The sequence below is a fragment of the Streptomyces sp. NPDC060064 genome (genome assembly GCF_042736455.1).
Classification (GTDB): Bacteria; Actinomycetota; Actinomycetes; order Streptomycetales; family Streptomycetaceae; genus Streptomyces.
In genome coordinates, this window is sequence record NZ_JBHWWF010000002.1 from 122,966 (window position 1) to 144,890 (window position 21,925).

General features: G+C 69.8%; 20 protein-coding genes, 2 pseudogenes and 1 riboswitch. Of the genes and pseudogenes, 14 read left to right on the plus strand and 8 right to left on the minus strand.

The window, feature by feature from the left end; genetic code table 11:
* Positions 1–303: 303 nt before the first annotated feature.
* On the minus strand, positions 304–1,260 hold the full coding sequence (locus ACFWDI_RS02855) for a LysR family transcriptional regulator (RefSeq protein WP_385300934.1): 957 nt from the start codon (positions 1,258–1,260) through the stop codon (positions 304–306).
* Between the two features lie 109 nt (positions 1,261–1,369).
* Here ACFWDI_RS02855 and ACFWDI_RS02860 point away from each other — a divergent pair, with 109 nt between their 5' ends.
* Entirely contained in the window at positions 1,370–2,065 is a 696-nt protein-coding gene (locus ACFWDI_RS02860; RefSeq protein ID WP_385300935.1) for a type 1 glutamine amidotransferase domain-containing protein, read from the plus strand.
* A gap of 189 nt (positions 2,066–2,254) precedes the next feature.
* Positions 2,255–3,472 (plus strand): DUF2993 domain-containing protein, encoded by a 1,218-nt coding sequence (locus ACFWDI_RS02865; protein ID WP_385300936.1) that lies wholly within the window; start codon positions 2,255–2,257, stop codon positions 3,470–3,472.
* Between the two features lie 117 nt (positions 3,473–3,589).
* Positions 3,590–3,693, plus strand: a riboswitch (cobalamin riboswitch).
* Between the two features lie 24 nt (positions 3,694–3,717).
* Here ACFWDI_RS02865 and meaB read toward each other — a convergent pair.
* From meaB to ACFWDI_RS02885, 4 genes are all read right to left on the minus strand, one after another.
* A complete protein-coding gene (meaB, locus tag ACFWDI_RS02870; protein ID WP_385300938.1) occupies positions 3,718–4,767 on the minus strand; it encodes a methylmalonyl Co-A mutase-associated GTPase MeaB in 1,050 nt (349 codons plus the stop codon).
* Between the two features lie 13 nt (positions 4,768–4,780).
* Complete coding sequence (gene scpA, locus ACFWDI_RS02875; protein ID WP_385300939.1) at positions 4,781–6,988, minus strand: methylmalonyl-CoA mutase; 2,208 nt, start codon at positions 6,986–6,988, stop codon at positions 4,781–4,783.
* Positions 6,988–8,871 carry a methylmalonyl-CoA mutase family protein gene (locus ACFWDI_RS02880; protein ID WP_385300940.1) on the minus strand — a complete coding sequence of 628 codons (1,884 nt, stop codon included), beginning with the start codon at positions 8,869–8,871 and terminating at the stop codon, positions 6,988–6,990. Before ACFWDI_RS02880 ends, scpA begins: the two co-directional genes overlap by 1 nt.
* Positions 8,872–8,998: 127 nt before the next feature.
* Positions 8,999–9,640, minus strand: a complete 642-nt coding sequence (locus ACFWDI_RS02885) for a hypothetical protein (protein WP_385300941.1) — start codon at positions 9,638–9,640, stop codon at positions 8,999–9,001.
* A gap of 48 nt (positions 9,641–9,688) precedes the next feature.
* Here ACFWDI_RS02885 and ACFWDI_RS02890 point away from each other — a divergent pair, with 48 nt between their 5' ends.
* From ACFWDI_RS02890 to ACFWDI_RS02945, 12 genes and pseudogenes are all read left to right on the plus strand, one after another.
* Complete coding sequence (locus ACFWDI_RS02890) at positions 9,689–10,090, plus strand: MerR family transcriptional regulator (RefSeq protein ID WP_385300942.1); 402 nt, start codon at positions 9,689–9,691, stop codon at positions 10,088–10,090.
* A gap of 75 nt (positions 10,091–10,165) precedes the next feature.
* Positions 10,166–10,531 (plus strand): VOC family protein, encoded by a 366-nt coding sequence (locus ACFWDI_RS02895; RefSeq protein ID WP_327321699.1) that lies wholly within the window; start codon positions 10,166–10,168, stop codon positions 10,529–10,531.
* Between the two features lie 132 nt (positions 10,532–10,663).
* A pseudogene (locus ACFWDI_RS02900) lies at positions 10,664–11,298 on the plus strand (DUF6629 family protein).
* Between the two features lie 138 nt (positions 11,299–11,436).
* A complete protein-coding gene (locus ACFWDI_RS02905; protein ID WP_327321695.1) occupies positions 11,437–11,697 on the plus strand; it encodes a hypothetical protein in 261 nt (86 codons plus the stop codon).
* A gap of 9 nt (positions 11,698–11,706) precedes the next feature.
* A pseudogene (locus ACFWDI_RS02910) lies at positions 11,707–11,847 on the plus strand (polysulfide reductase); the annotation flags it as partial.
* A 120-nt stretch (positions 11,848–11,967) separates the two neighbouring features.
* Positions 11,968–12,144 carry a hypothetical protein gene (locus tag ACFWDI_RS02915; RefSeq protein WP_327321694.1) on the plus strand — a complete coding sequence of 59 codons (177 nt, stop codon included), beginning with the start codon at positions 11,968–11,970 and terminating at the stop codon, positions 12,142–12,144.
* A 2-nt stretch (positions 12,145–12,146) separates the two neighbouring features.
* Positions 12,147–12,596 (plus strand): monovalent cation/H+ antiporter complex subunit F, encoded by a 450-nt coding sequence (locus tag ACFWDI_RS02920; RefSeq protein WP_327321693.1) that lies wholly within the window; start codon positions 12,147–12,149, stop codon positions 12,594–12,596.
* Positions 12,589–12,867: a Na(+)/H(+) antiporter subunit B gene (locus ACFWDI_RS02925; protein WP_385300943.1), complete on the plus strand. Its 279-nt coding sequence runs from the start codon at positions 12,589–12,591 to the stop codon at positions 12,865–12,867. The genes ACFWDI_RS02920 and ACFWDI_RS02925 overlap by 8 nt, the downstream gene beginning before the upstream one ends.
* Positions 12,864–13,604: an MnhB domain-containing protein gene (locus ACFWDI_RS02930; protein ID WP_385300945.1), complete on the plus strand. Its 741-nt coding sequence runs from the start codon at positions 12,864–12,866 to the stop codon at positions 13,602–13,604. Before ACFWDI_RS02925 ends, ACFWDI_RS02930 begins: the two co-directional genes overlap by 4 nt.
* A 10-nt stretch (positions 13,605–13,614) precedes the next feature.
* Positions 13,615–13,962, plus strand: coding sequence for a sodium:proton antiporter (locus tag ACFWDI_RS02935; RefSeq protein ID WP_327321690.1), 348 nt, complete (start codon positions 13,615–13,617; stop codon positions 13,960–13,962).
* A complete protein-coding gene (locus ACFWDI_RS02940) occupies positions 13,959–15,719 on the plus strand; it encodes a complex I subunit 5 family protein (RefSeq protein ID WP_385300946.1) in 1,761 nt (586 codons plus the stop codon). Before ACFWDI_RS02935 ends, ACFWDI_RS02940 begins: the two co-directional genes overlap by 4 nt.
* Positions 15,720–16,071: 352 nt before the next feature.
* A complete protein-coding gene (locus tag ACFWDI_RS02945; RefSeq protein ID WP_385300947.1) occupies positions 16,072–16,404 on the plus strand; it encodes a hypothetical protein in 333 nt (110 codons plus the stop codon).
* On the opposite strand, the gene ACFWDI_RS02950 is transcribed toward ACFWDI_RS02945, so the two are convergent.
* The 3 genes from ACFWDI_RS02950 to ACFWDI_RS02960 form a co-directional block, all read right to left on the minus strand.
* Complete coding sequence (locus ACFWDI_RS02950; RefSeq protein ID WP_385300948.1) at positions 16,399–17,610, minus strand: SGNH/GDSL hydrolase family protein; 1,212 nt, start codon at positions 17,608–17,610, stop codon at positions 16,399–16,401. The genes ACFWDI_RS02945 and ACFWDI_RS02950 overlap by 6 nt on opposite strands.
* 11 nt (positions 17,611–17,621) lie before the next feature.
* Complete coding sequence (locus ACFWDI_RS02955) at positions 17,622–20,009, minus strand: glycoside hydrolase N-terminal domain-containing protein (protein WP_385301224.1); 2,388 nt, start codon at positions 20,007–20,009, stop codon at positions 17,622–17,624.
* A 102-nt stretch (positions 20,010–20,111) separates the two neighbouring features.
* Positions 20,112–21,923 carry an alpha-galactosidase D gene (locus ACFWDI_RS02960; RefSeq protein ID WP_385300949.1) on the minus strand — a complete coding sequence of 604 codons (1,812 nt, stop codon included), beginning with the start codon at positions 21,921–21,923 and terminating at the stop codon, positions 20,112–20,114.
* Positions 21,924–21,925: the final 2 nt, after the last annotated feature.

The following is a 21,925-nucleotide window of genomic DNA, read 5'->3' on the forward strand; positions in this document are numbered from 1 at the left end:
CCGCTCCACCCGGCGCCGCATTGCAGCAGTGGCTCCCGCACACATGACTCACGCGACGCCGGACCGTCCGGTGGACGGCTTCCGCGTGTGCGATCCCGCTCCGTGACGGCGAAACGCTCCAGCCGATTGCTGCCTTGCCGTCGGCACCGGCCGACGGCGGCTCGTGCCGCGCTTCGATATGCGCGGATCGCCACCGTTCGCCCGACGAGCCGGCGTGTCCGGTTCTCGTCGGGAGGGTGCGTGCCGGATCGTGCTGCGCGTACCTGCTGCGCGTACTGGCCTGAGCGCGCGGTGCAGGACCCCTCACCAGGTGCGGGCCTCGCGCAGCAGACGGTCGCGGACCAGGGCGAGGTGCGGGTTGTCCGAGATGCCGGGGCGCTGGACCAGATAGCCGGTGTTGATCGGCGGGTCGTCGGGCGTCAGCAGCGACACCAGCGTGCCGGTGGCGAGCTCGCCCTCGCAGAGATAGCGGGGGAGCACGGTGATCCCGGCCCCGGCGGCGACCGCCGAGAGCACACCGCGCAGATCAGGGACCGTCACGGCGGCCTGCCCGGTCAGGCGGGTGCCGAAAACATGGCGCCAGTAGCGGCGGGCTATCGGCAGGTCCTCGGCGTAGGTCACGAGAGGGACGCCGCGCAGGGCGGCAGGGCCCTCCGTCGCGACCCTGTCCGGGCCGATCCGCACCGCCCACTGCGGTGAGGCGACCAGGACGAACTCCTCGTCCATCAGCGGTACGGCGGTGAGGGAGCGGCCGCGCGGGCGGATGGTGGAGATCACCAGGTCGTAATGGCCGACGCGCAGGCCGTCGAGCAGTTCGTCGGTGAGACCGGTGCCGACCCGAAGCCGTACACCCTGCTCCACCAGGGGCGCCAGAGCGGGCAGCGCGCGTACGCAGAGGAGCTCGGCGGGTCCGGCCAGATGGACCGGACCGGCGGAGGTCTCCTCCCCGATGTGACCGCGGTCGGCGACGGCGGCGAGGGCGTCCAGCGGGGCGGCGATCTGGGCTGCGAGATCGTCGGCGACCGGGGTGGGGGCAACTCCACGCGGCAGCCGCTCGAAGAGTTCACGGCCCAGGTGCCCCTCCAGGGAGCGGATCTGGGTGGTGACGGTCGGCTGGGACAGACCGAGCAGACGAGCGGCCGCGGTGAACGAGCCGGCCCGGTGTACGGCGAGGAAGGTCCGCAGCAGTGTCAGATCGAGCGGCCTGTCGGAAGCCGGCTCCCGTATTCCCGACAATCCATTGGATTCCCTATGGCTCATGGTGGAAAGCCTATTGGATCCCAATGATCGGGCGGTCTACGTTCGTGGACATCAGCGAGATGACGCGCTGCGCAGGGAAGGCAGGCGTCAGCGGATGGAGAGAAGCGAGATGGCGAAGATCCTGTTTGTGATCACCGGCGTGGACTACTGGACACTGGCCGACGGCACCCGGCACCCGACCGGCTTCTGGGCGGAGGAGGCCGTGGCCCCGTACAAGGTCTTCACCGGGGCGGGGCACGAGGTCGTCGTCGCCACGCCGGGCGGCGTCGTACCCACTGTGGACAAGTCGAGCCTCGCGCCCGAGGTGAACGGCGGCCAGGAGAACGCCGACGCGATCGCCGCCGACCTCGCGTCGATCACCGCTCTGCGGCAGCCGCTCAAGCTGGAGGACGTCGACCTGGCCGACTACGCCGTGGTCTTCTACCCCGGCGGCCACGGCCCGATGGAGGACCTGGCAGTCAACGCCGACTCCGGCAAGCTCCTCACCGCCGCCCTGGACTCCGGCAAGCCCCTCGGTGTGGTCTGCCACGCCCCGGCCGCGCTGCTCGCCGCCAAGCGCGAGGACGGCAGCTCACCGTTCGCCGGCTACCGGCTGACCGGTTTCACCAACGCGGAGGAGACCCAGGCGGGCCTCGCGGACAAGGCGAAGTGGCTGCTGCAGGACCGCCTGGTCGAGATCGGCGTGGACTTCCAGGAGGGCGAGCCGTGGGCCCCGAACCTGGCCGAGGACCGCAACCTGTTCACCGGCCAGAACCCGGCCTCCTCCGCCCCGCTCGCCGCCGAGATCCTCAAGGCGCTGGGCTGACCGCACCATCGGGGCGTCAGAGCCGGCCGTCCACCCGCGCGGACAGCCGGCTCTTCGGTGACGTCTGTCACGCCATCGACCGTGCGTGCGGCGTTGGGCGCCGCGGAGTCGACGGATCTTTGACGCAAACCGTTACGTACGCCCGGTAGGACTTGCGTTCGAGGGTGGCCCGCGTGGTGGGATGAGGCGATGCGACCCCCCACACGCATAGCAGCGCATTCACGAAATCCGTACGAGGAACTCGCTCAACTGTCAGATCCGGAACCTGACTTCAGCGTCTACGACCCGCTCGACCCTCTCGAACTCGGGCTCACCCCTGACCCGGACGACGACGACTGGACGCCGCCCAACCATCGTGGCAAGAGCCGGCTCTCGGCTCTGCCCGCGGTGGTGAAGCTGGCCGCCGCCGTCCTCATATGCACCGTTTGTCTGCTGCTCGCCGACCGTCTCGCCGAGGTGTACGCCCAGAGCAAGGCGGCGGACAAGCTCCAGAAGTCGCTCGGGCTTGCCACCAGGCCGGACGTCGACATCCACGGCTTCCCGTTCCTCACCCAGCTTCTCGACAAGCGGATCGACCAGGTCGACGTCACCGTCCCCGACGTCTCCGCCGATCGGGTCTCACTGGCCGAAGTGCGGGCCACCGCCAAGGACGTACGGATCGTCGGCGACGCGCCGACTTCGATCAAGGGCGCCGTCATCGGCGGACTGGACGGTGAGGTGCTGCTCTCCTTCGACGACCTCAACCGCGAACTGGGTGCCTCGCAGCTCCGCTTCACCGGCAGTGGCGCCGACGGAGTGCGCGTGAACGGTGAACTCGCTGTCGCCGGGCAGGATCTGCGCGTACAGGCATACGCCCGCATCCAGCGCGACAATGAACGGGCTCTCACCACCACTCTCGACGGCATGCAGCTCGACATTCCCGCTGTGGCCACCTACCGGCCGGGCAAGGACCCGGTCCACTCCGGCCTACGGCTGCACCGCGAGGCGGCCGAGCGGATCAGCCGCGAAGGAGCCCGCGTGAAGGCGCTGCTGACAGTGCCCGCGGTGGTGGACCGGCTCGGAGTGTCCAAGAAGCAGATCCGCCAGGCGCTGCGGAGCGAGGAGGAGCTCCACCGCCTCGCCAACGCGCCGAAGTTCATCGAGCGTCTGATGAAGGTCAATCTCGTCGATGTCGTCCTCGACCATCCGCAGCTGCTGCGGAAGGCGGGCATCGACCCCGGACTGGTCGAGGCGCTGCTCGCACTCAAGCCCCCGGAGCTCTCGGAGCGGCTCTCCCTATCGTTCGAACTGCCGGACTCGCTGAAGGAGTTGCGGCTGCAGAACATCACCGTGGAGCGCGATGGCATCAAGGCCCGCGTGAGGGGATCCGGTCTGCGCCTCGGGCAGGGTGCGTCCAGCGGTTCATGACACGTCGATGATGATCCGGCCGTCCGGGATGTGGGCGGGGTGTTCCGTGCAGGGGGCGGCGCCTGGGCTGGGCCCGCAGCTGGTTCGCCCTGTCCGCCGGACAGGCGCGTCGCGAGAGGGAATCCGGTGGGAATCCGGAACTGCCTCGCAGGGGTGAGCGGGAACGACCGCCGTCTTTCGCACTGGCCCCGGCAATGGGTCTGGGGGCAAGCCCCCAGACCCCCGTACAGCCTTCGGCCGTGTCCTCAATCGCCGGACGGGCTGAATTTCAGCCCCTCCGGCGTTTGAGGAGCGGGGTCTGGGGCGGAGCCCCAGTTCTGGAAGGCGTCGAGGATGCGCTCGGCCGCAAGCGTCGCCGTCAACTCACCGTCCCGTACCTGCTGTTCGAGGCCCGGAGCGAGCGTGCGCACCTCGGGATGGTTGCGCAACCGGTCCCGCAGTTCGTCGTGGACCATCGTCCAGGCCCAGTCGATCTGCTGGTCGCGGCGCTTGGCCGTGAGCCGGCCGGTCGAGTCCAGCAGCGCCCGGTGCTGCTCCAGCCGCTCCCAGACCGTGTCGAGACCGCTGCCCTCCCGGGCACTGCAGAAAAGGACCGGGGGAGTCCATGCCGCGTCGGCGGAGTGCATCAGCCGCAGTGCACCGGCGAGTTCACGCGCGGCGGAGCGGGCATCGCGTTCGTGCGGGCCGTCCGCCTTGTTGACCGCGATCACGTCGGCCAGCTCCAGCACACCCTTCTTGATGCCCTGGAGCTGATCTCCGGTACGGGCGAGAGAGAGCAGCAGGAAGGAGTCCACCATGTTGGCCACGGCGGTCTCCGACTGGCCGACGCCGACGGTCTCCACGAGCACCACGTCGTAGCCCGCGGCCTCCATGACGATCATGGTTTCGCGCGTCGCCTTGGCCACGCCGCCCAGCGTGCCCGAGCTGGGGGAGGGGCGTACGAACGCCGCCGGATCCACGGCGAGCCGCTCCATCCGGGTCTTGTCGCCCAGGATGGAGCCGCCGGTACGGGTCGAGGACGGGTCGACGGCAAGCACCGCGACCCGGTGGCCGAGGCCCGTGAGCATCGTGCCGAGCGCGTCGATGAAGGTGGACTTGCCGACACCGGGAACGCCGCTGATCCCCACCCGCCGTGCCGTCCCCGAGAACGGCAGCAGCTCGGTCAGCAGCTGCTGGGCGAGAGCACGGTGATCGGCACGGGTGGACTCGACGAGAGTGATGGCGCGGGCGATGTACGCCCGCGACCCGTCACGTACGCCCTTGACATAGGTGTCGATGTCGATCGAGGGAGGCATCCGGGGCACAGTCTCACAACTCGTGGCCGAGCGAGGCGGCCAGCGTCTTCACCAGGTCCCTGGCAGCGTCCGGGATCACCGTGCCGGGCGGGAAGACGGCGGCCGCTCCGGCCTCGTGGAGCGTCTGGACGTCCTGGGGCGGAATCACCCCGCCCACGACGATCATGATGTCTTCCCGTCCCTCGGCGGCCAGTTGCTCCCGCAGGGCGGGTACCAGCGTGAGATGCCCGGCGGCCAGCGAGGAGACACCCACGATGTGCACATCCGCCTCGACCGCCTGACGGGCCACCTCTTCGGGCGTCTGGAACAGCGGGCCGACATCCACGTCGAAGCCGAGGTCGGCGAAGGCGGTGGCGATCACCTTCTGGCCGCGGTCGTGACCGTCCTGACCCATCTTGGCGACCAGGATGCGCGGTCGGCGTCCCTCCGCCTCCTCGAACTCCTCGACCAGCGTGCGGGTGGCGTCCACTGCCGGGGAGGTGCCGGCTTCGTTTCGGTACACACCGGAGATCGTACGGATCTGGCCCGAATGCCGTCCGTACACCTTCTCCAGAGCGTCGGAGATCTCGCCGACGGTCGCCATGGCCCGCGCCGCGTTCACCGCCAGCGCGAGCAGATTGCCCTCCAGGCCGCCGCCCTGGCTCGCGCCCGCCTCCGCGGAGGCGGTCAGCGCACGCAGCGCGTCCTGGCAGGCGGCCTCGTCGCGCTCGGCGCGCAGCCGCCGGAGCTTCTCGATCTGCTGTGTGCGCACCGAGGAGTTGTCGACCTTGAGCACGTCGATCTGCTCGTCGGTCTCGACCCGGTACTTGTTCACGCCGATGACGGGCTGCCGTCCGGAGTCGATGCGTGCCTGCGTACGGGCCGCGGCCTCCTCGACGCGCAGCTTGGGGATGCCGGCGTCGATGGCCTGCGCCATGCCGCCGGCCGCCTCGACCTCCTCGATGTGCTGCCAGGCGCGGCGGGCGAGGTCGTACGTCAGCTTCTCGATGTAGGCGCTGCCGCCCCAGGGGTCGATGACCCTGGACGTCCCGGACTCCTGCTGCAGCAGCAACTGGGTGTTGCGGGCGATACGCGCGGAGAAGTCGGTGGGCAGGGCCAGCGCCTCGTCCAGGGCGTTGGTGTGCAGCGACTGCGTGTGTCCCTGGGTGGCGGCCATGGCCTCCACACAGGTGCGGGTGACGTTGTTGAAGACGTCCTGGGCCGTCAGCGACCAGCCCGAGGTCTGGCAATGGGTGCGCAACGACAGCGACTTGGCGTTCTGCGGCTCGAACTTCTTCACCAGCTTGGCCCACAGCAGCCGCGCGGCCCGGAGCTTCGCGATCTCCATGAAGAAGTTCATGCCGATCGCCCAGAAGAACGACAGCCGCGGCGCGAAGGCATCCACGTCGAGTCCCGCGCCGATGCCCGCCCGCAGATACTCCATACCGTCGGCGAGGGTGTACGCCAGCTCCAGGTCGGCCGTGGCTCCGGCCTCCTGGATGTGATAGCCGGAGATGGAGATGGAGTTGTAGCGCGGCATCTTCTGCGAGGTGTAGGCGAAGATGTCCGAGATGATCCGCATCGAGGGCCGGGGCGGATAGATATAGGTGTTGCGGACCATGAACTCTTTGAGGATGTCGTTCTGGATGGTCCCGGCCAGCTTCTCGGGCGGTACGCCCTGCTCCTCGGCGGCCACGATGTACAGCGCGAGAACGGGCAGCACGGCGCCGTTCATCGTCATCGACACACTCATCCGGTCCAGCGGAATGCCGTCGAAGAGCTGGCGCATGTCGTAGATCGAGTCGATGGCCACACCGGCCATGCCGACATCGCCCGTCACCCGCGGGTGGTCACTGTCGTAGCCGCGGTGGGTCGGCAGGTCGAAGGCGACCGACAGACCCTTCTGTCCGGCGGCGAGGTTGCGCCGGTAGAAGGCGTTGGACTCCTCGGCGGTGGAGAATCCGGCGTACTGACGGATCGTCCACGGCTGGTTGACGTACATCGTCGGGTATGGGCCGCGCAGATACGGAGCGATACCGGGGTACGTGCCGAGGAAGTCGAGACCGGCCAGGTCTTCCCCGGTGTACAGCGGCTTGACCGGAATACCCTCGGGGGTGTCCCACACCAGGTCGGCGTCGCCCTTGCCGGTGCTCTCCTTGACGGCCGTACGCCACTGGTCCTCGGTGGCCCCGCGCGCGTCGCCGGGCCCGAGCTCGATTCCTGAGAAGTCCGGGATCCCCATCACGCCACTCCGATTTGGTCGAGGACGGAGGTGAGGACGGCGACCGCGTCGCCGCCCGCGACGACGAACTCGTCGACCCCGGCCCGTTCATACGTCTCACGCTGCTCACCCGGACGGCCTGCGAGATACACCCGCAGCGCACCGGCCGACTTGAGCGCTTCGGCCACCGGCCCGGCCTGCTCGGCGTAGAGGGCATCGCTGGAGCAGATGCACGCCACCGCGGCGCCACTGCGGACGAACGCCTCGGCGGCCGAGGCCGCGTCGACGGACACCGGATCGTGGACCGCTTCGATACCGCCCGCCTGGAAGAGGTTGGCGGCGAACGACGCGCGCGCGGTGTGCGCGGCGGCCGGGCCCAGCGCCGCCAGGAAGACCCGCGGCCGGGCGCCGGTGGCGGCGAGGTGCGCGTCCGAGCGGGCGCGCAGCGCTTCGTACGCCTCGTCGCGGCGCACCTTCGGCAGACCGCCGGTCGGCGCGGCCGGCGCGGCGTCGCGCTTCACCGGCGCCTGGGCGAGCAGCGGGAACTCGCTCACACCGGTGACCGGTTCGCGCCGCTTGGCCAGGTTCTTCTTACGGCTCTCCCATGTGGCGCCGAGCCGCTCGGAGACCAGACCGCGGCGCAGCGCGGCCTCCTGGCCGCCGGCACGCTCGATCTCCTGGAACCAGGCCCAGGCCGCCTGCGCGAGTTCGTCGGTGAGCTGCTCCACGTACCAGGAGCCGCCCGCAGGGTCGATGACCCGGCCCACATGCGACTCCTCGAGCAGAATCGTCGAGGTGTTGCGGGCGATCCTGCGGGCGAAGCCGTCCGGCAGTCCGAGTGCGTGGTCGAAGGGCAGTACGGTCACGGCGTCGGCGCCGCCCACGCCCGCGGCGAGCGAGGCTACCGTGGTGCGCAGCATGTTCACCCACGGGTCGCGCCGGGTCATCATCACCGAAGAGGTCACCGCGTGCTGGCGCTGTGCCCCGGCGGCGGGATCGGCCCCGCAGGCCTCGGCGACGCGGGCCCACACCCGGCGGGCGGCACGCAGTTTCGCGATCGTCAGGAACTGGTCGGCGGTGGCCGCGTACCGGAACTCCAGCTGGCCGCAGGCCGCTTCCACGGACAGTCCGGCAGCGGTGAGGTCGCGCAGCAGCGTGACGCCGGTGGCCAGCGAACAGCCCAGCTCCTGCGCGGCCGAGGCGCCGGCCTCGTGGTACGGCAGTGCGTCGACGGTCAGCGCCCGCAGTGCGGGGTACGTGCCATGGCAGAGCCGGCCGAGTTCGGTCGCGGCCGCTGTGAGTGGGGCGATGTCCTCGTACTGCCCGGTGCGCGCGGCATGCCCCAGCGGGTCCGCGCCGAGGTTGCCGAGCGCCGCCTCGGGGGCGACTCCCCGCTCCTCGTACAACCGCAGCAACTCCCGTGCGGCAGCGTCGAATTCGGCTCCGGCATCGAGTACGACGGGAGCCAGGTCGAGATAGACGCCGTCCAGAGCCGCGCCGAGCCCGGAGACCGGCACTCCGGCCGGGCCGACGGCCAGCCACACCGAGCCGACCCCGTTCTCCAGGTCCGCGAGCACGGCTTCGTTCGTACGTACTGGATCGGGCCGGCCATGGCGCTGGCGTACGTCCCAGCCGGAGACCGCACCCCCCTCCGGCCTGCCGCCCCGGGTGAAGGGCGCGAAGCCCGGATATCCGGCACTGTCGGCGCCGTTGCGTGCGGTGTACAGCGGACGGGTGGTGAGCCCGTCCTCGAGTGCCGTGGACAGCACGTCCTCGGCCGCCGTGTCCGGGATGTCCTTGCCAGCCTTGCGCAGCACGCCGGCCACCAGGCCCTGCCACTGCTCGTGGGTTGCATCCGGGAATTCGGCGGCCAGCGAAAACCCGTCGTCGGGGAGGACCGTCATGCTCAGATGTTAGGTCAAGCCCGCAAAGGTGCAGCAGGGGAAAAGGCTGTGACCTTGCACTCTCCGGCCCGCTCTTGATCCGTTGAGTGCGATGCCCTATCCAGGTCTCCGCCCGTGCCGGGCGGTGTCACACTGCTCCAAACCGGGGCCCAAGGGAGCGCCGTACGGCAGGGATCGAGCCCGCCGTCCATCGGATCGACACCAGCAAGCAGCATCCGGCCCGGGTGTACGACTGGGCCGGGTCGCCCGGTCGGCCGCTCCGGAGGGCGTGACCGAATACGTCCGGACGGATGTGCGCGAACCCGAATCGATCCGCGAACCGGCCGAAGCGGTAGTGGGCTTGAGCAGGGTCTCGAACTGATGGAGCCCGGGCTCGTGCCCCGGCGGGGCCGGTTCGCTGGGTGGGGCGACGCGTCGCGGGGAAGGCGTGGCCGCGTACCGCGGAGACCGTGGCCAGGGCGGCGGCGACCAGGGGCAGGGCAGTCCAGGGCAGGGCGCCCGCGCCGGCTCCGGAGCTCTCCAGGACGACGCCGCCCGCCGGTGAACCGGCAACGATGCCGACGTTGTGGACGGTGGCCTGCAGGGAGGTGGCCACGTCCGCGTTCGCGGGGTGCGAGATGTCGACCAGAGCGGTCTGCAGCAGTGTGGGCGCTCCGCCGAAGGCGGCGCCCCACAGGCGACCGCGATCAGCAGGACCGCGGGCGCGTCGCAGCTTCATCACCCGGGTGGTCGGCGATCCGGCGGTCTCTGTCATCGGCGCGGTGGACATGCGCCCATCGGGAAACCTTCACATCAATGTGAAGGCAAGGAGATAGCCATGAAGATCGGCGAACTGTCCCGGCGCACCGGCATCCCGACCAGGATGCTGCGGTACTACGAGGAGCAGGACCTGCTGCATCCCGAGCGGGCCGAGAACGGCTACCGCACATACGACGCGGCGACGGTCTACCGCGTCCAGCAGATCCGTGGCCTTCTCGATTCCGGGCTGACCACAGAGATCATCCGGAGGATCCTGCCCTTTCTCACCAGGCCGGACGAGATCCATGTCCATCCGGAGTGCCTGACGGCGGAGACCGCCGGGCTGCTACGGGGCGAGGTGGAACGGATTCAGCAGCGCATCGACTGTCTGGCCCGTAACCGCGACGCCATCCTCGCCCACCTGGCCGCAGTACAGCCGGCCTCCGCGCCCGGGCCCGACAGGGAGCCCGAGCGGGACTGACCGGCCGGGTGCAGCGGACCGAAGCCCGCCCTACGGTGGGACTCACAGTCTCCGCGCGGATGACGGGAGCCCTTGATGGCCGGTGAGATCTCCTTCTTCGAACTGGGTGTGGGCGATTCCGAACAGGCCCGCACCTTTTACAGCGGCCTGTTCGGCTGGACCTTCGATCCGGGCACGACCGACGGCGGCGGGTATGCGATCCGTACACCCAATGTCCCCGGCGGAGTGCACGGCGGCGACTCGGGCGCCCGCCCGTATCTGTTCTTCAGGGTCGACGGCATGAAGGCCGCGCTGGAACGCGTCCGCGAACTGGGCGGCACGGTCGACGACTTCGACGGCGGGAGCGACGAGGAGACGGTCGCCCGGTTCGGCCGATTCAAGCTGTGCCACGACGACCAGGGCTCGCCCTTCGGACTGCACGAGCCGCCGGCCGGTGCCTAGATCTCGTACGGACGGCCAAAGGTGAGTAGGAGACGGTGCATCCGGTCCGGCGGTGCTTGGGTCGCCGCCAGGCGGCGGGCAACGCGGGATCGTCCATGACGGTGCCCCCACACGTGCCGGGCGGTTGACGCCATGTGCTGGAGTGCAACTGCCGACCTCGTGGTGGGCACCGGCATCGCCGCGATCGGGGTGGCCTGCGTCGCACAGGTGAACCGTGTCCGCGATCTGCCGCTCGCCGCGCTGCCGTTGCTCCTCGGCGCCCACCAGATCATCGAGTCCCTCGTCTGGCGCTCCGGCGGGGGTACGGGCCCGGCGACCGTGACCTGGGCCGTCATCGCGCTGCCTCTGCTTTCGGTAGGGGTGCCGCTCGGCGTGCTGCTCGCCGCGCCGCCGCGCGCCCGTCGCACGCTGGTGATCCCGGTTGTCGTCGGGCTCGCCACCGCCGCCGTCCTCGCGTACCGTCTCGCCACCCGGCACGTGAGCGCGGACATCCGCGGGCACACCCTCGGCTACGTCCTGGACCTGCCGCACTCGCCGCTGATCATCACGGGATATCTCCTGGCCACCGTCGGCTCCCTGCTGCTCGCCGGTGATCCGGTGATCCGGTGCTGCGCCTGCTCGGTCTGCTGGCCGCGGCCGGGGCGGTGGCCTGCGCCGTGCTGTGGCGGCTGGAGTTTGTCTCCACTTGGTGCGCGCTCGCAGCGGTGGCCTCTGTCGTCGTACTCCGCTGGGCACGGCGGCGTCCAGCCGGCCAGGAACCCGGCTGACCAGACGATCATCGTGACCAGGTCACTTATGCCGGTGCAGCTGATTGACCATGTGCCGTTCGGGTACCCGTCGCCGCAGAGAGCGCAGATGCCCCGTACGAAGCTCCTGCCACAGGGCTCCCGCCGAGGAGGACCACCATGACCGACCGCCGACCTGAAGGTCCCGAAGAGACCGGGACGGACCCGGACACGCAGGTGCCGAAGGACCTGCCCGACCAGCAGGCGCATGACGGCGACGACCCGCTGGATCTACCCCGCCCCGATGCGCCGGACGACGGCACGCCCGATCCCGACCCGGGTCTGCCGGATGTGGACCAGACGGGTGCCGGGCCCCGCGGGTCGCCGCGGAGCGGCTCCGTACATCCCGAGCAGCCGGTCCCGGACGAACCCTCCGGGTGAGGTCCGGTCGGCCTCGCCCTGCTCGCCGGCTCTGCCTGCACGCGTTTCGGTGTCTTCGCCGCGGGCATCGCCTCCGCCGAGGATCCGCGGTACACCGTCGGACCTCAGCCGGCGGCCCAGGAGCAGCGCCCGGCGGTACCCGGCCAATGAGGTTTACGCACTTCCGGCCGGGGGACTCGAAGCGTTCGAGCGGCCAGCGTGCCGTCAGGTGGCCGGCGTGTCCACGGTGCTTCGATGGCGGACAGCCGCAGGTTCGGAAGAGGTGAGGGCATGTCGGGCAGGGCCGTGACCGCCGCCGAGCTGGTGGTGTGGTGGGTCGCGCTGTTCGTGCTCTGGCTCATGCTCATCAGCACCATCGACGTACTGGAGCTCGTCGTCGGTACGGCTGCGGCCCTCGTGGGAGCCGTCGCCGCGTGCGCCGCCCGCCGGGCGGTGCAGGACCGGTGAACATGTGGCTGACCGCTGCGGCGGTCCTGCTGGTGTGCGGCGTCGGTCCGGCGGTCCGGGGCGCGGCCGCCGGCCCGATGGGACGCCGAGTCATCGTGCAGAACCTGGCCACCCTGCTGGTCTGCCTCATCGTGCTGCTTCTGGCCCAGGGATACGAGCGGCCGTCGTACGTCGACATCGGACTCGTCCTCGCTCTGCTGGGACCGGCCGGCACGCTGGTGTACGCCCGGCTGCTCGGGCCGGACATCCATGACGACCCGTCATGGAGGCGTGCCACCGACCGGCTTGCAATGATCGCCACACCTCTGGTCGTGCTGCCGTTGTGCGTGGCTGCGGGGCCGGGACGGGCCGCGGTGAAACTGCTCGTCGTCGGAGCGCTCCTGATGGCGGGGAACCGGGTGGCGTCCCGGGCGCTCGGCGGTCCGTCGCCGGAGGCCGCATCGCATGGATGACGTACTGATCGTGATCGCACTGCTGCTCGTGGCGGCGGCCGCCACCACCGCAGTCCTCGTGCGCGATCCGGCCCAGCAGGCGCTGACGCTCTCGCTGCTCGGCCTCACCCTCGCCGTGCTGTTCACCGTCCTGCAGGCCCCCGACGTGGCGATGTCGCAGCTCGCCGTCGGATCGGCGCTGACGCCCTTGCTGGTGTTGCTGTCCGTACACAAGGTACGCAGACGATCCAGGGCCGAGGAGCCCACCGAAAGCAAAGGAGAGAAGCGGTGAGCCGACGGCTGCGCCTGGGCGTGCTGGCCCTGGGCGCGGCAGGAATTGCGGCCCTGCTCGTCGCTGCCTGCTTCCAGCTGCCGGGTTTCGGCGCTGACTCGCATCCCTACGGCGACCGCGCGGTCCGCGCCGCTCTGGCCCGTCGCACGTCGAACGTCATCGCCTCGGTCAACTTCGACCAGCGGGCCTTCGACACCCTCGGCGAGGAGAGCATTCTGTTCGCCGCTGTCCTCGGTACGGTCGTCCTGCTGCGTCAGACGCGTGATGAGCGCCAGGTCGAGCCCGCCCCGGCGCGAGTCGCTCCGTTCGTACGGCGCTACGCGCTCATCCTCCTGCCCGTCACTCTGTTGATCGGGCTGTATGTCGTCGCGCACGGTCAGCTCAGCCCCGGGGGCGGGTTCCAGGGCGGTGTGGTCGCGGCAACGGCCCTCCATCTCCTCTACATCGCGGTGGACTACCGCGCGCTCGAGCGAATCCGCCCGGTCGGTGTGTACGAAGTGGCCGACGCGGCCGGAGAAGGCGCCTATCTGGTGGTGGGCGTGGCGGGGCTGCTCGCCGGGTCGGCGTTTCTCGCCAACACCCTTCTGCCGTACGGGACGTTCAACACGCTCGCGTCGGGAGGGACGGTGCCACTGCTGAACGCGGCCATCGGGATGGAGGTCGCCTGTGCGGTGATCGTGCTGCTCGCCCGCTTCCTCGACCAGGCGGTCGAAATCGAGGAGGAGGACGGGAAGTGAGCCACGAGTGATGTCCGTCCTGCCGTATCTGATCGCTGTGTGGATCTTCCTGGTCGGCTGCTACGGGCTGGCCACCAGCCGGAACCTCATCCATGCCGTCGGCTGTCTCGTCGTCTGCCAGTCCGCCACGTATGTGCTGCTGCTGGCCGTCGGATACCGCGACGGTGGCACTGCACCCGTCCACTCCGACCTCCGGCCGGGGTCCCGGCCGCTCGTGGACCCGGTCGTCCAGGCACTGGCCCTGACCGATGTCGTCGTCGGCGCGACCGTCACCGCGCTGCTGCTCGCCCTCGTCATCCAGGTCGCCAAACGCCACGGCACGCTCAACCCGGACGAGCTCTCCGAGCTGCGCGGATGAACCATCTGCTGCCCATGGTCGTGGCCGTGCCACTGCTCGGCTCGGCGTTGCTGGTCGCCGCCGGACGCCGGCTTCCCCGGCTCGTGGCCGAGGCCACAGGAGCCGCCGTCGCCGCCGCGACAGCAGGCCTGGTGCTCCATCTCCTGTTCTTCTCGTCGGCACCGGCGCCCGAATGGGTCGGGGGCTGGGAGCCACACGACGGACACAGCGTGGGAATCGTGCTGGTCGGCGACCGTACGGCGCTCGGGCTGGCAGCAGCCGTGTCCCTGCTCGTGGTGGCCGTACTGGTCTATTCCTGGCGCTACTTCGCCGAGCCGCCGCAGCGGCACGCCGGCTCATTTCCCGCGCTGGTCCTCCTCTTCCAGTCGGGCATGTGCGGCTTCGTGCTGACCGGGGACCTGTTCAACGCCTTCGTCTTCTTCGAGCTGATGAGCGTCGTGGCGTACGCCCTGACGGGCTACCGCGTGGAGGAGGCCAAGGCCGTCCAGGGCGCTCTCACCTTCGGCATCGTCAACTCCCTGGCCGCCTACGCGACCTTGATGGGCATCGTGCTGTTGTATGCGCGGACGGGCGAGCTCGGGATGCGGCAGATCGGGCATCAGCTCGATGCGCAGGGCGCGCCGGATCTGCTGGTGCTGGCGGCCTTCGTCCTCGTCCTGACCGGAATGCTGGTCAAGGCGGCCGCTGTTCCTTTCCACTTCTGGCTGCCGGATGCCCACGCGGTGGCGCCCACGCCGGTGTGCATGCTGCTCTCAGGCGTGATGGTGGAGCTCGGGGTCTACGGAGTGGCGCGGGTGTACTGGACCGTCTTCAGCGGCACGGGCGGCATCCCCGCGGCCGACGCGGAACGGGCTCTGGTTGTCCTCGGCACGGCTTCAGCGGTCGTCGGCGCGGTCATGTGCTGGAAGCAGCGGCACCTGAAGCGGCTGCTGGCCTATTCGACGGTCGCCCATACGGGACTCTTCCTGACCGGCCTCGGGCTGCTCACGCCGGAAGCGGCGGGCGGCGTTGCCGTGTACGTGCTGGGACACGTGGGCGTGAAGGCGGCGCTGTTCGCCTGCGTGGGCATCCTGCTGGACCGCTACGGGAGTGTCGACGAGCACGAACTGTACGGCCGAGCGGGCGGGTTGCGGCTGGTGGCCGTGATGTTCGTGACGGGAGGCCTGGCGCTCGCAGGTCTGCCTCCGTTCGGTACGGGGCTGGGCAAGGCGGCGACGGAGGAGGCGGCCGGCGGTCTGTTGATCGTGCTCTTCGTCGTGGTGTCGGCGGTGACCGGGGGAGCGGTGCTCCGGGTGGCGGCGCGGGTCTTCGCCGGACTGGGGCCGCGGCCGTCGAAGGACACGACGTACGAAACGAGTGGCGAGCACGAGGAACCCGAGACGAAGGGCAAGCTGGGACGGGTGCCTGACACCATGCTGGCGGTCCCGGCCGTGCTGCTGTGCACCGCTCTCGCGGTCGGCCTTGTGCCGGGAGCGGCCGCCGGAGTGGGCCACGCCGTTGACGAGGCGGTGGCGGGAACGGCCACGGTTACGGTGCACTGGTCCGTGGCCGCTGCGGCGCTGGGGCTGCTTTCGGCGGCTCTGGCGGTGGGCCTCGCCGCGTACGCCGTGCGTCGGCCGGGGCACATGACGTCGCACGACTGGACGGAACCTCTGCGCCGGCTGCACTCAGGACACATCGGCGACTACGTCGCCTGGCTGCTCGCAGGCATGACTCTCGTGGCGGCCCTGGCTCTCCCCGGAGTCCTCACGGGCTGAACGCCGACGTCCTCACGGGCCTCTTTTGGCGTGCACGTTTCGCAGGCGGAGTCGGGCGCACCCGGCTCTGCTGCCACGGCGCGGTCCAAGTAGTTCATTGATGGCAGGCACGGCGCACCCTTCGGCGGCACACTGCTGCCATGGCTGCGAGCGAGTCGCTTGATGTCCTGGTCGCGGCCGCCGGTCCGACCGGGCCGGCGCTCGCGGCCCAGTTGCACGCGTACGGCCTGCCAGAACTGGGACGACACAGGCCGGGCCGGCTGTCCGGCGGCGAACTCCAACGGACCGCGCGACGAGATCACCCCGGCCCGCGGTCACCGTCTCCGATCTCCTGGACGAGCCACTGATCGTCATGCGCTCCGGATACCTCATGCACCGCTACGTCCACCGACTGCTGGACGGCTGCGCCTCCTTCTCGTACTCCACCGACGGCGCCGAAATGGGCAAGCTGATGGTCGCGGAAGGGCTCGGCGCCACCGTGCTGCCGGACTTCAGCGTCATGGACGCCCGCTGGAACGACGCGGCGCGATCACCTACCGGCCGCTCGCGGACGACAGCCCGCGGGTGCTGCTGGTCATCCAGCGCCGACCGTCCGGCGCGGTTCCGCGGGCCGAACAGGATCTGCACGAGGCCTTTGTGGCGCGGGCCGATGAGGTGGCGCTCGCTGCGGCAACTCCCTCTATGAGTACGGGGGAGTTCCTCCGCGCTCACACGCCAGCGCGGACAGATCGACGGAGTCGGCCATGGCCTGCATCCCCTTGTCGTTGGGGTGCAGATGGTCGCCGCCGTCGAAAGTCGGCAGCATCCTCTCGCTGTCGTACGGACTTCTCAGCACCCGGTCGAAGTCGGCCACGGCGTCGAACTCGCCGCCGGTGCGGACGAATGCGTTCATGTCCCTGCGGACGGCTTCCTCGGCAGGGGTCCACTCCGACCAGCCCTTGTACGGCAGGACGGTGGCGCCCACGACGCACTTTCCCGCCGCGTGCGCCCGGCCGATGATCTCGCGGTAGCCCGCGATCAGACCGGCGGCCGTCACGCCGTCATGGGCCTTGATGTCGTTGATGCCTTCGAAGAGGAGCACGGTCCGCACTCCGGCCTGGGAGAGCACATCCCGTTGAAGTCGCCCGACCGCGCTCTGCCCTGCGCCGTCCATCAGGACCTTGTTCCCGGAGATCCCCTCGTTGGCCACGCCCTGGATGCCGCCGCCCGGTGCGGCGTGCAGTCGCCCGGCGAGGTAGTCGGGCCAGCGGCGGTTCTTGTCCGTGGTCGACTGCCAGCCGTCCGTGATCGAGTCCCCGAGAGTGGCCACGGCACCGGTGCCGGGCGCGGCTTCCACGGTGACCGCGTCGAGGTAGAGCCACGACGCGATCCGTTCCGTGTACGCGTCGGCGGTCTCCTCGGCAGCATGATCGCCGCTCGCGGTGTACGAGGTCTGGAGAGCCATGCCGTGCCCGGTCGCCGGGCCGTCGGCGCTCTGCGCGTACAGGCTGATCACCAGATTGCTCTGGGCCTTCACGCTGCCCGGCAGTGGATCGCTGTACCGGGACTCTCCCGCGGCCAGGGTCACGGACCGTGAGCCGGAGAAGGCCAGCTTCCTGTTGCTTCCCGGTACGAGCAGGGCGCCGTTGCTCTGGACGCCGGCATACGCCACGCCCAAGGTCAGCGGGCGGTCGCCGAACGCGTTGGAGACCCGGATGCGCAGCCCGCGCCCGCCGCCGCTTGTGTGGACGACGAGCCGGTAGCTGCGGTCGGACACGGCCTCGCCGAGCCGGTCCGCACTCGCTGCCCAGGTGACCACGGGACGCTGCCCGGCCGCTGCCGCGGCGGGGGAAGTGGCGTTCCCCGGGGCGTACAAGGCCAGGGCGAGCGCCGGTGCGAACACACATGCCATGCGCCGGGCCATCAGCCGAAGTCCCGCAGGGTGAGGGACTTCCCGGGCCGCAGCCTGACGGTGCGCGAGGTGCCACGCCACGACACCGTCGTCGCGTGACCGCCGACGCTGCGGATACGGGCCTGCTCCACCTTGCCGTCCCGCCAGCTCACATCGACAACGAACCCGCCGCGGGCTCCGATCCCGCTGATCGCCCCGGAGCCGGACCAGGCGGCGGGCAGCGCCGGAAGGAGCTCGATGTGTCCGGGACGCGAGTACACCAGCATTTCGATCACGGCGGACGGAGTGCCCAAGTTCGCGTCGATCTGGAAGATTCCGCGCCCCTGCTCGACCTGGTAGATGTCGAAGAGGTTCATGGCGGAGCCGTTGCTGCCACCGGTGGACGGCCGAAGATTGTCGGCGACGAGCTGGTAGGCGTTCTCCGCGTGCTTCAGCCGGGCCCAGCACAGGGCCCGCCAGGCGTTCGCCCAGCCGAAGCTCTCCATCCCACGGGCGGTGAGCAGGGCCGTCGTACCGGCGAGCAGCTCCTTGGACACGGAGTCCGGCCGGATACGGTCGCCGGGGAACAGGCCCATCAGCGGGGACAGATGGCGATGCGTGCTCTCACCGAGGTTGTCGGGCGACATCCACTCCTCGAGCCAGCCGGTCTTCGGGCTGACCTCGGGCAGATACAGCTGGTCCTGCAGGGCGGCGACGGTCTCGCTGTAACGGGCGTCCCTGCTCAGATCGGAGCACGCCTGCCGGTAGTTGGCGAAGAGTGCCCGGACCAGCTCCTGCGCATAGGTGATGCCCTTGGCGTCGAGCGGACCGTGTTCCGGCGACCAGTCGCTGTCGGCGACGAGAACCTGGCGGGTGGCGCCGGTCGCCAGGTCGGTGACGGTGGTGGTCACCAGCCTGGCCTCCCAGAACTCGCAGGCGCCCTTGAGGAGCGGGTAGATCCTCCTCAGATGGGCGGTGTCCTGGGTGTACTCGTAGTGCTCCCACAGGGAGTTGCACAGCCAGGCGTTACCGGCCGGGTGCCACCACCAGCCAAGACCCCCATGGATGTTGCTCGAGATGGCCACGGTCCAGCCGGCGTTCTTTCCGGAGGAGTTGCGGTAGCGGTTGCGGGGGTCGTTGAACAACTCGCGGGTGAGCTTTGTCCACGACGGCAACTGGGCCAGGCAGTAGTCGGTGAGCGTGTCGAAGCAGCGCGAGAGCCCGGTGCGGTCGGCCATCCAGTAGTTCATCTGGATGTTGATGTCGCTGTGGTAGTCGCCCATCCAGTCCGGGTCGTTGCCGTCCAGCCACAGGCCCTGCAGATTGAGCGGCACGCTGTCCCGGGAGCCGCTGATCATCAAGTAGCGGCCGAACTGCACATAGGTGGCCTCAAGCTCCGGGTCCGGATCACCTTGCTGGGTGCGTGACTTCAGCCGCTCCCAGGTGTCCAGGCGCCGCTGCTGCGCCGTCGATTCGCCGAGCGAGATGCTCATACGGTCGAACAGGGCGCGGTAGTCGGCGACATGGGTGTGCAGCAGTGCGGTCGGCGACTGGCGGGCGGCGGTCACCGCCTTCGTACGGGCGAGTGCTGCCGGGTCAAGCCCGGGGCTGCGATAGCCGGTGGCCGCGTCCGGTGCGTAGTTCGTTCCGCCGCTGACCACCACGGTGAGGTCCTTGCACCGGGAGAAGGCGATCCGCGTACCGCGGACGCTGACCGTGCCACTGCCGCTGCGTGCGGTGACGGCCGCTCCGTAGCGCAGACCGTTGCCGAAAGAGTCACCGAACCAGAGCGAGGTGCGCGTCTTGTCCGCCGAAGTGGACTCGCCATGGGTGCCGTCGAGGCTGATCATGCCGGTGTAGCTGCCGCCGCCCCGCTGCGTAAGACGGATGACGATCGCGTCGTCGGGGAAGCTGGAGTAGATCTGGCGCTCGCACGTCGCACCCGCTCTGGTGTATGTGGCGCTGACGAGACCCTGGCTCAGGTCGAGGCCGCGGCGGTAGTCCGAGACGGCCGACAGGTCGTGGTCGGGTATGTCGATCGTCAGGTGCGCGAGCTGGGTGAAGCTGCCGAAGTTCTCACGGGCGTACGGGAATTGGCCGTCCTGGTCCAGGGTGCCGTTGAGCCCGCCGGTCCACAGGGTGGCGTCGGCGAGAAAGAGCAGTTCGTGCGAGGGGTCGTTGCCGACGAGGGCGCCGAGCCGGCCGTTCCCGATCGGAAGGGCCTGCTCGATCATTCTCTTGTCCGAGGCCGGGGCTCCGTACCACATCTGAGTCGTCGACGCCTTCGGCAGCATTGGCGAGGTGACGGGCCGGGCGGGCGCGGCCGAGGCGGTGAAGGCCGGGAGGCCACCGAGCGCGGTGGCCGTTCCGACCGCGGCGGCCAGCGAGATGAATCCGCGGCGGCTGGGCTGCGCAGGCATACAGGCGTGCTGATCGTCCACGGGGCACTCCACGGTGGTCGGGCAGAACGGGGGAGAGGAGGGGGAGCGGGCGGCGGCCGGAGCGTCACCGGCCGCTACCGGTCAGGACCGCTTCGGCACGTCGATCTTGTCGATGTCCGGTGCGTAGCCCGAAGGGCCGCTGTCGAAGGTGACGGTGTTGCTGCCCGCCTTCAAGTAAACGGGGACGCTGATGGCCGCTGCGGCACCCCATCCGCCGCTGGACGGGAAGTCCCAGGTGGCGGCAGGCCTTCCATTGGCGGAGACCTGGATGGAGCGGGGGTCGCCGCTGGTGTAGCCGACGTTGATGAGGTACGTGCCGGCCTTGTCGACCACAACGTCGTTGAAGCGCAGGGCCCCGCCCAGATACAGGCCGCCCACCTTCTTCGCGCCCGAGCACTCGTCGCAGCCGCCGACGGAGGCGTTGCCGCTGAGGGTGTTGGCCGAGTCCTCCGCCTCGTACGCAGTCATGGGCAGCGCCGGCCCGTGCGGGGTGATGGTGAACAGGCGCGATCCATGAGCGGGAAGGGCCTGCGTGATGCTGCTCCTGTGCCGGCCGAGGTTCTCGCGGTTCCACAGATCGCGTACGGAGGCCTGCCCGCTGAAGCCGAAGCTGGACCAGTTCGCCGTCACCGCGGCAGGGGAGTCAGCGAGGTTGAACAGGGCGACCGTGTATGTGCCGTCCGGGTTCTTCGCACCCCAGACCTGTTGCTCGCCCGCCGTCACCGGACGGGCCGGCGGGGACGCCTGCTGGTCGACCTTGAGGACCTCGCGGTTGGTGAGCAGGGAGATGCCGTAGTCGTCGAGACGTGTGAGGTCGTCACCGGTGTACAAGGGGGACTTGGAGATGGCCCACAGCGTCATGTAGCTCTGCCGCTCGGCGTTGGTCAGCCCGTCCATGGCGCCGTTGCCCACGTCGAGGGAGTCCAGGTCGTTGAAGCCGCCGGGCCCTGCGTGCCGGGTCCAGGCCGGGGTGTCGCGCCACCGGTCCTCGACGGAGTTGTCCCACGTCACCAGCGTGTTGCAGTAGCACTCGACGTCGGTGTCTATACGCCAGCCGTTGGAGTGCTTCTTCCAGTCGGCCATGTAGTTGATGTCCAGGGACCAGGAGATCTCGAGATGGATGTCACGTCCGGTGCCGGCCAGCGCCCGCTTCCAGGCCGCGATGTCGGCGCGGTTGTCGTAGTTGTCACCGCTCTTGAAGGACCCGGGCCCGACCCCGTCGACCTTGAGGAAGTCATAACCCCAGTCGGCGAACAACCGCGCCTGTGAGTCGACGTACTTCTGGGCGCACGGCCGGGAGAAGTCGATTTTGTAGGAGCTGTCCCAGCCGTTCGTCGTGCGCAGATCGCTGTACACGATGTCGCCGGTGGTGCAGTCCGCCGCGTTCCGAACCGGGACCTTGCCCTCCCCGTACGCCTCCTTCTCCAGGCCGACGGGAAGGTAGATGCCGGCCTTCAGCCCCTTGGCGTGGATGTGGTCGGCCACCGGCTTCATCCCGCGCGGGAAGCGCTCGGGGTCGGCCTTCTGCCGTCCGTACTGGTCGAACCCGGGCTTCCAGTCCCAGGTCCGCCACCAGCCGGCATCGATGTTGACGTACTCGTAGCCGTACGCCTTGAGCTTTGCGGCCAGGGCGTCCGCCTGCTTGAGGACGTTGGCTTCGGTGAGGTAGCTGTAGTCGCCCGTGGGGTTGAGCCCGGGGTATTTGCTGGACTGCATGCTCCAGCTGCTCCAGCCCATGTACGGCTTCTGGGCAAGGCCGCCTTCCTGGGCGGGAGTTGTGCGTGCGGTGGGAGTGGTCCGTGAGCTTGGTGTGCCCTGCGCGGAGGCTGCGGTCAGGGAGGCGGCGACAGCGAGGGCAACGGCTCCTGCGGTGAGGGCTGCGGGGGACAGCATGG